The following is a 9,652-nucleotide window of genomic DNA, read 5'->3' as shown; positions in this document are numbered from 1 at the left end:
ACGGTAAATTGTAAGGGGTATGTTCTGAGTATTAAGGTGAGTTTCCTTTTGAAGATCTAATATCTCACTGAATAAATATTCTTGCCCTTATTCTTTTTTGGGTCCTCAAAATCTTCACCGCAATTGGAAGCTTCCTACATAATAATCCAAATCAACCTTTACTTCAGTCTTTTGGGAGACTTTCAATTCGCTCCATTTTGTGCTTGGAACAACCCGGACTTTGGTTTCTCCAAATTCCAAGTCCACCGGCATGTCAAAAGAAGCAATACAATTGGTCCATCGGTAATGGAGTGTCTGCTCATCTGAATAATAATACTCTAGCACAGGCAGGGAACTGTTTCTTAGGTATTGGTCAAAGAAACTGGAAAGGTCTATTCCGATTTCCATGGAAAGGTAATCTTCCACTTGGGCTGTGGTAACAGTCTGATGGTAAAATTCGCTGTTTAGCCCACGGAGGATTTTTCTCCATTTTTCATCGTTATTGAGGATTTCACGGAGGGTATTCAGGATATTTCCTCCTTTGTAATACATATCCCCCGATCCCCTGCTGTTGACGCTGTATCGGCCGATGATGGGCAGTTTGTTGTCGATCCGACTCCTAGTACCACGCACATATTCCTGACCGGCTTCTTTTCCATAATGATACTCCAAAAAGAGGCTTTCAGAATAATTGGTAAAACTTTCATGTATCCACATGTCTGCCACATCCTTGTAGGTGATGTTATTGGCAAACCACTCATGTCCTGATTCATGGACAATGATAAAATCAAACTTCATCCCCCACCCTGTTCCGCTCAGATCCGTACCGCGGTAGCCATTTTGGTAGCCGTTGCCATAGGTGACCGAACTCTGATGCTCCATGCCGAGATATGGCGCCTCAACCAGTTTGTAGCTGTCTTCATAAAAAGGATAAGGTCCAAACCAATGTTCAAAAGCTTCCATCATCCGTCCTGCATCTGCAAATTGCTTTTTGGCTTTCTCCAGATTTCCCCGCATCACATAGTATTCCATATCGAGTAGGCCTTTTTCGCCCTGATATTTCTCAGAGAAATGGACATAGTCGCCGATGTTGATATTTACACCATAGTCATTGATGGGATTGCTCACAAACCAATGAAAAGTCTTGGTATTTCCATGGGTTTCTATTTTTCTCAATCGGCCGTTGGAAATGTTCATCAGGTTCTTAGGAACCGTCACGCTGATCAGCATGCTGTCCACTTCATCTGCAGGATGGTCTTTGCTTGGCCACCAGATACTCGAACCGATTCCCTGATTGGAAGATGCGATAAAATGATTGCCGTTTTCATCCTTTTGCCATGTGATTCCTCCATCCCAAGGCGGACGTACCGCTTCTTTGGGTTGGCCTTCATAGGAAATGATGACTTCTTCGAATTCACCCGGAACCTGCTTTTTTGTAAGGCTGATAAAATGAGCAGCTCCCTCCTTTCGGATTTCCAGGTTTTGTCCATCCTGCTTTGCATCCAAGATCTTCAAAGGCTCCTGAAGGTCAATCTGTAGGATTTGATGGGCTTTCTTCACTTGGTACCGTACCGTATTGGTTCCTTTGATGGATTTGGTTTCCGGAAATACTTCCACAGCAAGGTGGTAGTAATTCAGATCCCACCATGCCCGTTCCGGAGTGATGCTTCCCCTCAGTGTATCTGCTCGGGTAAACTTTTGCTCTTGGGAATAAGCAAATGTGACAATCAGAAAAAGAAAAATAGTGGTAGGAAGTTTTGAATTAAGGTTCATGGGTAGAAATGATTCGCGTATCTTTCAATAATACCAAAATATTATTACATCTACTTAAATTTTTCATCTCCTATCCTAATTCTAATGGTATAATCTCCTTATAATCAGTAAGTATCAATTATTTTTTCTTTCTTCTAAGCAATAATTTATTAAATTGACCAAGGTTTAATCTTTTATGCCATGGAAGCACAATACGAACTAGTCGTCAATATCATGATCGGTTTTGTGGTTGTTTATTTTGTGATTGAAATTCTGCTTAATCTCAATGACATTGACAATGACACTTCGAATATGGTTTTGTTGGAATGGTCAAAAGGCAAATTTTTCTTCATCCCATTTGCACTTGGAGCCATAGCGGGACACCTTTTTTTGGGGACAAGTGATTCTGGATTTAAATTGTCCAATGGCATGTACCCCGTTTTGATTTTATTCGGATTGACAATTATCATGTTGGTGATAGGAAACAAAGTAAATTTTGTCAAAACAAAGTTATTCCTGACCGTCCTTTTAGCCGTCGGCCTTTTGTATGGTCACTTATTTTGGTCCATGAATTATAGATGACAATATGAAAAACCTAAAGAGATTTCTAAAAAGTCATTTGTCTGATATCAGGATTGTTAAAATAATTATTGCCTCCCTGTTGGGTATCATGTTGGTCATTGATATTGTTTTGGTGGCCTTGGAAAAAAAAGACTTTCCTACCTTCAGCTATGTGGTCAGAGACATGAGACACAATCTTATTTGGTTTACTTTCCTTTATGGGGGCTTGGTTTCCAAGATTTTTTTCAATAGAAAAGTGGGTGAAAAGGAAAAAGAAGTAACCGGATTGATGGCTTATTTCTCCATGGTTTTGCTGCTGTATTGCCTTGGAAGAATTATCACTGTTCCCCCAAGCCTATTACTTCAGCTTTTGTTATTGGTCACAGGAGGAATCCTTGCGTACAGGGCTTGGCCGCAGTATAAGTAAACCATTTCCATGATTTCAGGATTATCAAGGTTGCCCTGCTTCTTACAGCCATTTTACAGATTTCTATTCCAACTATATAATGAAAAAGGCTTTTCTTTCTGATCTAATTATCAAGAGGAAGTTTTTTCCTTTATTCGATTAACTTCTCACTTCTTGTATTTTCTTTCCTCCCTCATTTTATCCTTCTACTGATTTCCTCCCCGATCTTGAGCAAAGCCTCACTTTCTTCCTTGGTAAAATCATAAGGCACAGGTTTGGCAATTCCAAGGGTTCCAAACAGTTCACCTTCTAACATCATGGGGGCGGCAATAGACCCTTCCACTTTGGTTTCTTTGGCTGCAGGTCGGGCTACCCCGGATGCATCAGTCTGAAGGTTGCACATTTCTACAGGTTGCCTGCGCTCGGCGGCGATTCCGGCCATTCCCTTACCAATCGGTATGACAGACATTTTCGGCAATAAAAATTCCGGAATCCCTTTCTGTGCTTTCAGCATCAATAAGTTGGTCTCTTTGTCCAGAGTATGAATAGTGCCCGTGGTACAGTCAAAGGCTGAAATAATGCTTTCGAGCAATTCCTGCCAATTGAGGTCTCCTTTAGTTTCTTTGATGGATTCAAAAATTGATATTGTGTTGTTCATTTGATTTGATTTAATTAGATTAATTTCCTCTTGCTTTTCATTTTTTACCTTTTACTTCCGTCTTCTGTCTTCCGTCTTTTTATAATTCAATCTCCGCCTCAAAGCTCACTTTCTTCCCCTCCCCTTCAAAGCTGTTGATAAATGTAAGCTTTGCATTTTCTCCTTCAAATGTGATCCTTATGATTTCAGTATGTGGACTTTCAATATACCGGAGCTGAAGTTCGATGGCATTCACATCTATCCACGCAAAGCTTCCTGCAATTTTGAATGGCGCCAATCCGACCTGCTGATTTTGAGCGAAAGTAAAGAGATTTGGCCCTACCCTATCTGTTTCATCCTTGATCCATTTTCCTGACCCAAAGATCAACTTGTAAGTTTCGGGACCTTGAACATAATTCAAAAGACAAATCCGATTTTGAAAATTCAATGAAAAGGAATCTATTTTGTCATTATTGGTATTGACTGTGTATTTTTTTCCATTCACCTGTTTTTCCGATTCAGGGCTATTTTCGCTCTTCAAAGGCTTCAGAGAAAGCTCACTTAGCCGCTTTTTCATTTCTTGGTCTTGGTCAGAAACCTTATCAAATGCCGGCAGGAGATTATTCCAAACCAAGTCAATCAATCCTTGGAGATCATTTGTTTCCGAAGTGAGGATAATGACTGCATCTAAATCGGGCAGGATCAGAATAAACTGTCCAAAAGCCCCATCTGCACGGTAGGAATTGTTCCGACTTCTCCACATCTGATAGGCATAACCCTGAATCCAATCATTGGAGGCCATTTTTTCAGGTGAAGCTCCGGGTTCTTGAAGAATTTTCAAAGTGCTTGCTTCCTCAATCCATGACTCGGGCAGGATTTGTATTCCATTCCATTTACCTTTTTGCAAAAACAGCTGACCGAATTTTGCCATATCTTCAGTTTTGACCCTGATTCCCCATCCCCCAACCTGGATTCCATCCAAATCAGTTTCCCAATCCAAACCGGTTATTCCTAATGGTTTCAATAATCTTGGTTCCAAATAGTCCAACAGTGTCTGACCTGTGACTTTTTGGATGATGGCTGATAGCATGTAGCTTGCTGAAGTGTTATATAAGAATTTTATGCCCGGTTCATTGGCAATCGGCATTTCCAAGAAAGTAGCAACCCAATTTTTGGTTGTAAACACCTCTTGGTTAAAGCTTTTTTCATGTCCCACACTCATTGTCAGCAGGTCTTTGATCTCAAGTTGGGATAGATTTGGACTAACACTTTTGGGCAAATATTCAGGAAAAAAAGAAATGACTTTATCAGTAACTTTTAGCTTATTTTCTGCAACCGCAAAACCTATAGCTGTTGCTGTAAAGCTTTTGCTGACCGAATACATGGTATGCTTCAGTTCCGGTTTATATGGATCCCACCATCCTTCTGCAATCACTTTACCATGTCTCAGCATCATAAAGCTATGGACTTCGTGGTTGCTTTTTTCTACTTCATTGATAAAATCCAGAATACCTTGGGAAGAAACTTTTTGGGCTGCAGGCGTACTTCGGGGTAAGGAATTGACATTTTGTGCAGTTGCCAAATTGAAAAAAAACAAAAGCAGGCATAAAGAAATGAAGGTTTTCATAGGGTTGTCTTATTGCTAATCTAGAAACATCACGGTAAGTTATTCAATTCAGGAAAAATATTAATGCGGCAGAAATTAATTATTTGAATGGAGAAGAAATTAAAAAAGGCTGGCTATTTGGAGCCAACCTTTTGAAGTCGAGGTATAGGAGCTTAAATCTTCTCAAATATCAAACGGGCATGTCCCATGATTTCCCTTTCGAAGCAAACCCTGTTTGGTCTGACCCTGAGGATGGCAAGCTGATGCCTGAATTCCTTGTCTGTGAAGAGTTTTGGTACCAAAGAAGCGAACCATAAATACTTCTTCAAATTGAACTTATAGAAAAGCTTTGTCCATTCTCTGTTGGTTTTGATATAATCCAGTCTTCCGTCACTGTAAAAGGTATTTTTGAAAAACGGGGCAGCTGTTCGGATTATATGTTCATGCCCATATGCTATCCAAGAATCCGGATTATGCTTCAGTAGCAAAGCAAAGATATAGCTGTCCGAATCTTTTGGTGCATTGATATCAATCTTGTCAAAGGGAATCATGTTTTTTTCAAAGACCATACTTTGCATATAAAACTTCCCTCCTGGATTTAGCAAATTGGCCACATGTTTGAAATAATCTTCATATACTTCATCCTGCTTTCCGTTCAGGTAGTCTTTTACTGAAGCTACATGCTCAAAACTTCCAAATGCAGTCACTGCGTCAAAAGTCCCAAAATCTTCAGGCTTCACAAATCTCGCATCTTTGATAAAGGCCTTTAAACCATTTTCACGACAAGCTTTAACCTGACCGTCAGATAGATTGACACCGATTCCATCCGCACCCACAACATCCCTCAAGTATTTTAGCCATCCACCCCATCCACAACCTAAGTCCAAAACTTTACTTCCTTTTTTAATGCCAAGTTCCTTGGTTACAAATTCATACTTTTTGAGCTGGGCTTCTTCTAAGCTCATCGAATAATCCCCATTGTACATCGCATTACTGAAATGGGCATTTTCACCGAGACTAGTTCTGATGAATTTGTCAATGTTGGTGTAGGTGAAGTCCATTTCCTTTTTCTTGTCCCACTCCTGTCCTTCGCGTTCAGCGACGCTTGAACCGACCCATTTCTTTTTTAAATTTTCCTTGGTTATTTCTTCTGTTTCCATGTTGTTTGGCGTTTTGTTAAGGCTTTTGAATAAAAATAAAATATTGGGAATCAATACCTTGCTTAATTTAACAAAAAAAATCTTGGTCTGCAAAAAGGAAATAAATTATCCTGTTAGACTAAAAAAAGTGAATCTTTTAAAAGAAATTTTTAACCAATTTCAAGGTTATAAAACCTGCTGGCATTTCTGCCAAAAAAGCTTTCCTGTTCATCCGGGGATAGTTTTGAAAAGAAATTTTGGGTAATTCCTAAGACATTTTCGTAGGAGGCTGATAAAGTACAAACAGGCCAATCTGACCCATACATTACCCTTTCGATTCCAAATGACTCCAATACAGTTTCAATGTAAGGAGTGAAATCTTCGGTTTTCCAATTGTTCCATTCCGCTTCTGTGACCATACCCGAGATTTTGCAATGGACATTGTCAAGGGAAGCTATGTTTTGTAAATCTTTTTTCCATTGGTCAATTTCACCCATTTTAATGTTTGGTTTGGCCAAATGGTCAATGACAAAAAGTTGATTTGGAAATGTTTTGGCCAAAATAAAGGCATTGGCTAGATGCTGTGGGAAAATCAAAATATCATATGTGTATCCGAAGTCTTTGAGTTTGCTGATTCCATTTAAAAATGTCGGTCGCAACATTAAATCAATATCAGGTTCATCTTGGAGGATGTGTCTAAATCCTTTGATTTTTGGAAAATGTGTATAAAAATCCAAGCGGTCTGAAATATCCTTTGACTGCAAGTCAATCCATCCGACGACTCCTTTGACAAATGAATGCTTTTCTGCCAATGAGAGCAAAAAGCTGTTTTCAGCTTCTGATTGGCTAGCTTGAATCGCAACACAGCCATCAAATCCTAAAACATCAAAATGGGGTTTCAGGTTTTGGGGAAGAAAGTCCTTTTGGATTACTGCCATTTCTTCATTCATCCAAGAATGTACATTTGGATCATAAACCCAAAAATGTTGGTGACTGTCTATTCGCATTACAGGATTCTTTGCAGTTTGCATTTATCCTGTATAATTAGCTCAAATTATGTGTTTAAGCAATCGAAGCCATGATTTTTGGAATATGACGTCGAAAAATAATTATTCCTTTTTAGTGAAAAACTGACAAAAAAAGAAGCCGGAGAATTTTCCCCGGCCTCAATGCAGTACAAATAAACCCTACTTTCCAAATTCAAAAACATGTTTGCCTTTGATGGCTAGTACTCTTCCGGTTCCAATAGAAGTGGTTTCCCATTCCAATCCCAACCTCAATGCGGTATCTGTCAGGTTTTCAACTGACATCACAAGTCCATCATTTCTTTTAATAGAAGTAGCCTGATCATTATCAAAAAGCCAGCTTCCACTTGCCGGCCAAATCACTTTACCGTTTGTTGAACTGTAATTAGTATTGGTAAATGTCAAGGTTAGGTCTTTATAGACACTTGTTTGGTCTACACCGTCGACAGTTACTTTGGTCATTTTCCAAGTAGCTGCAGTAAGTTTTTCAGTTGCGATATCCTTAGCAGAAGGTTGTGGTGTCTCATCATCTTTACAGCTTGAAAGAGAAATAGACAATAAAACTATCATTGAAAGCACCAACCGGGAAATCCAAATTTGAATATTTTGTTTTTTCATTTTTTCGTGAATTGAGGTGAATGATTCATATTTCGTTTTTAATCCGGCCATAACCAGAAGGATTATGGCCGGATGAAAACAACATACTCCTTATTTTTTAATGACTCTTAAAGGATAGCTTTTATTTCCTTGCTGTATCCATAGCACATAAATTCCCGGTGCAAGATTCTGAACATTAGCTGAATAAATCTCATTTGACAATTCAAATTGAATTGGATTTGAACGCCCTGCCATGTCTATCATTTCTGCACTTCTGATTGGACCATTGATCCCTTTCAGGTGGATGTAGCTTTCTGCAGGATTAGGATAAACAGTCAATTCCTCGATCTTCCCGATTTCGGCGCTATTGATGATCAATGAAACCTCATCTGATAATGCGCTAAGACAATCATCCACTTTAACCTGCACAGTGAATGTTCCAAAAGAGGTTACCGTCAAAGTCTGTCCTACAGCTCCTGTTATTGCTGTTCCATCTAAAAACCATTGGTTTCCTGTAGCAGCACTGGAAGTCAAAGTAACTGATTCAGTATTTGCCCCGGAAACTGAGATTGATGGTTTTGCAGGATTGATACAGAAACTTTGAGAAACAGGCTCAGCCGGCAGGAATTCATTGTTTCCAGCTTGTGAAGCTGTGATTACAGCCCTTCCTGCTTTTGCCATTGTTGCCATGTTTCCTGCCATGGTTACTTTATCATCTTCAGAAGAATAAGTAATGGAAAGACCTGATGTGGATGAAGCATTCATAGCAACGGGAGCGTCACCAAGGGTTTTATTGGCAATGGCAGGAAATGTAATAACCTGAGATTTTAATTCCGTCGCTGCACCAAAAGCCATGTCATCAAAGTAATAGGTCTTTTCTCCTGCCACAGCTCCGGTTGTACCAAAGTTGAAGAAGATGGAAGCTTTGTTGTAATTGAAACCTAAGTTAAGGGCTGCGGTTTCCGGTACGTGTGAGCCAAAGTCAAAGGTCAATGTTTCCCATGCCGCTGCTACTGTTGTGGTGGCTTCTGTTTCCACAGATTTCGTTGGATCCAAGTGATCTTCCACTTTCAGTCGGACTTTGATCCCTGCATCCGGAGACCATACCCTGACAGTCATTTTCTTGTCAGTTGAAGTAAATGGTATTTTACTGCTGAATCCTGTCTGAACACCTCCTGTTACCGCTGTCACAGTGGTACCTGCCCAAAGTTCGGCAGTAGCTGTTTTGATCACTTTGGCAACTTTGTTGGTGGCCAATGTCGGGTCTTCCACTATAGAAGATTCCTCTGCTCCTCCAAATCCCACTAAGCCGTAGTTGACATCGGTTTCATCAAAGGTCACAGGAAGGTTCATTTGGTTGGGGTCCTCTCCCGGTCCTCCACCATCTCCTGATGTAAGGGCAATATCATCTATGAGATAAGTGAAGTTGGCAGTTCCGTCACCCATTGTGCCCAGGTCAAAAATCAAAATCACTTTCTGATAAGTGTTTGCAGTATTGATTGCGGAATAATCGAAACTGAGTTCCTCCCATTCATTGGCTTTGGTTCCGGTTGCTTCTTTTTCAAAGAATATACCTGCGTTGTCCTGATTTTCCACTTTCAGGAGAAGCTTGGCTCCTACTCTTGGCATAAACACTTTAGCCTTGAATATCTTCCCTTCAGAAAAATCAATCGGAGAAGCCAATGGAATAACGGATCCGGCATAAACCTGACCGTTTCCTTTAACCATCTTTGCAATTTGGTTACTTGTGTTGATACCTGACTTCTGGTTATTTTCTATCCTGGTTAATTCCCCTCCTTCAAAGTTGACAAAGTCATAACTCAGGTCATTAGACTCGAAATCCAAAGGAACAGTAGGCAATGGATTTCCATCTCCTCCGCCTGTATCGCCGACCACAAAAGCCATGTCATCAAAGTAATAGGTCTTTTCTCCTGCCACAGCTCCGGTTGT

The 9,652-nt window shown here is 40.0% G+C and carries 9 protein-coding genes; 2 read left to right on the top strand and 7 right to left on the bottom strand.

From position 1 onward, the window contains the following. Nucleotides 1-114 precede the first annotated feature (114 nt). Complete coding sequence (locus ACZFYI_RS10255; protein WP_462524037.1) at nucleotides 115-1,752, bottom strand: M1 family metallopeptidase; 1,638 nt, start codon at nucleotides 1,750-1,752, stop codon at nucleotides 115-117. Nucleotides 1,753-1,932: 180 nt separating this feature from the next. On the opposite strand from ACZFYI_RS10255, the gene ACZFYI_RS10250 reads away from it, so the two are divergent. Together ACZFYI_RS10250 and ACZFYI_RS10245 are read left to right on the top strand one after the other, a co-directional pair. Beyond that, nucleotides 1,933-2,313 (top strand): hypothetical protein, encoded by a 381-nt coding sequence (locus ACZFYI_RS10250; RefSeq protein ID WP_462524036.1) that lies wholly within the window; start codon nucleotides 1,933-1,935, stop codon nucleotides 2,311-2,313. 4 nt (nucleotides 2,314-2,317) lie between these two features. Beyond that, nucleotides 2,318-2,719: a hypothetical protein gene (locus tag ACZFYI_RS10245; RefSeq protein WP_462524035.1), complete on the top strand. Its 402-nt coding sequence runs from the start codon at nucleotides 2,318-2,320 to the stop codon at nucleotides 2,717-2,719. A 172-nt stretch (nucleotides 2,720-2,891) separates the two neighbouring features. Here the strand turns inward: ACZFYI_RS10245 and ACZFYI_RS10240 are convergent, their stop codons facing one another. From ACZFYI_RS10240 to ACZFYI_RS10215, 6 genes are all read right to left on the bottom strand, one after another. After that, nucleotides 2,892-3,356, bottom strand: a complete 465-nt coding sequence (locus ACZFYI_RS10240; protein ID WP_462524034.1) for a GAF domain-containing protein — start codon at nucleotides 3,354-3,356, stop codon at nucleotides 2,892-2,894. A gap of 79 nt (nucleotides 3,357-3,435) precedes the next feature. Beyond that, on the bottom strand, nucleotides 3,436-4,962 hold the full coding sequence (locus ACZFYI_RS10235) for a serine hydrolase domain-containing protein (RefSeq protein WP_462524033.1): 1,527 nt from the start codon (nucleotides 4,960-4,962) through the stop codon (nucleotides 3,436-3,438). Nucleotides 4,963-5,114: 152 nt separating this feature from the next. Beyond that, the gene (locus ACZFYI_RS10230; protein WP_462524032.1) at nucleotides 5,115-6,101 is read right to left on the bottom strand and encodes an SAM-dependent methyltransferase; all 987 of its coding nucleotides are present in this window, start codon (nucleotides 6,099-6,101) and stop codon (nucleotides 5,115-5,117) included. Between the two features lie 149 nt (nucleotides 6,102-6,250). After that, nucleotides 6,251-7,111 (bottom strand): amidohydrolase family protein, encoded by an 861-nt coding sequence (locus tag ACZFYI_RS10225; protein WP_462524031.1) that lies wholly within the window; start codon nucleotides 7,109-7,111, stop codon nucleotides 6,251-6,253. A gap of 156 nt (nucleotides 7,112-7,267) precedes the next feature. Beyond that, on the bottom strand, nucleotides 7,268-7,723 hold the full coding sequence (locus tag ACZFYI_RS10220) for a hypothetical protein (protein WP_462524030.1): 456 nt from the start codon (nucleotides 7,721-7,723) through the stop codon (nucleotides 7,268-7,270). Nucleotides 7,724-7,813: 90 nt separating this feature from the next. Next, on the bottom strand, nucleotides 7,814-9,652 hold a 1,839-nt coding region (locus ACZFYI_RS10215; RefSeq protein ID WP_462524029.1), incomplete at its 5' end, for a T9SS type A sorting domain-containing protein.

Source organism: Aquiflexum sp., assembly GCF_977115555.1.
This window is presented reverse-complemented; position numbering and strand designations above follow the sequence as displayed.

Excerpts from the sequence above, each read along its gene's own strand:
- ACZFYI_RS10220 (WP_462524030.1), bottom strand. The coding sequence starts at position 7,723 with ATGAAAAAACAAAATATTCAAATTTGGATTTCCCGGTTGGTGCTTTCA.
- ACZFYI_RS10235 (WP_462524033.1), bottom strand. The coding sequence starts at position 4,962 with ATGAAAACCTTCATTTCTTTATGCCTGCTTTTGTTTTTTTTCAATTTG.
- ACZFYI_RS10245 (WP_462524035.1), top strand. The coding sequence starts at position 2,318 with ATGAAAAACCTAAAGAGATTTCTAAAAAGTCATTTGTCTGATATCAGG.
- ACZFYI_RS10240 (WP_462524034.1), bottom strand. The coding sequence starts at position 3,356 with ATGAACAACACAATATCAATTTTTGAATCCATCAAAGAAACTAAAGGA.
- ACZFYI_RS10230 (WP_462524032.1), bottom strand. The coding sequence starts at position 6,101 with ATGGAAACAGAAGAAATAACCAAGGAAAATTTAAAAAAGAAATGGGTC.
- ACZFYI_RS10225 (WP_462524031.1), bottom strand. The coding sequence starts at position 7,111 with ATGCAAACTGCAAAGAATCCTGTAATGCGAATAGACAGTCACCAACAT.
- ACZFYI_RS10255 (WP_462524037.1), bottom strand. The coding sequence starts at position 1,752 with ATGAACCTTAATTCAAAACTTCCTACCACTATTTTTCTTTTTCTGATT.
- ACZFYI_RS10250 (WP_462524036.1), top strand. The coding sequence starts at position 1,933 with ATGGAAGCACAATACGAACTAGTCGTCAATATCATGATCGGTTTTGTG.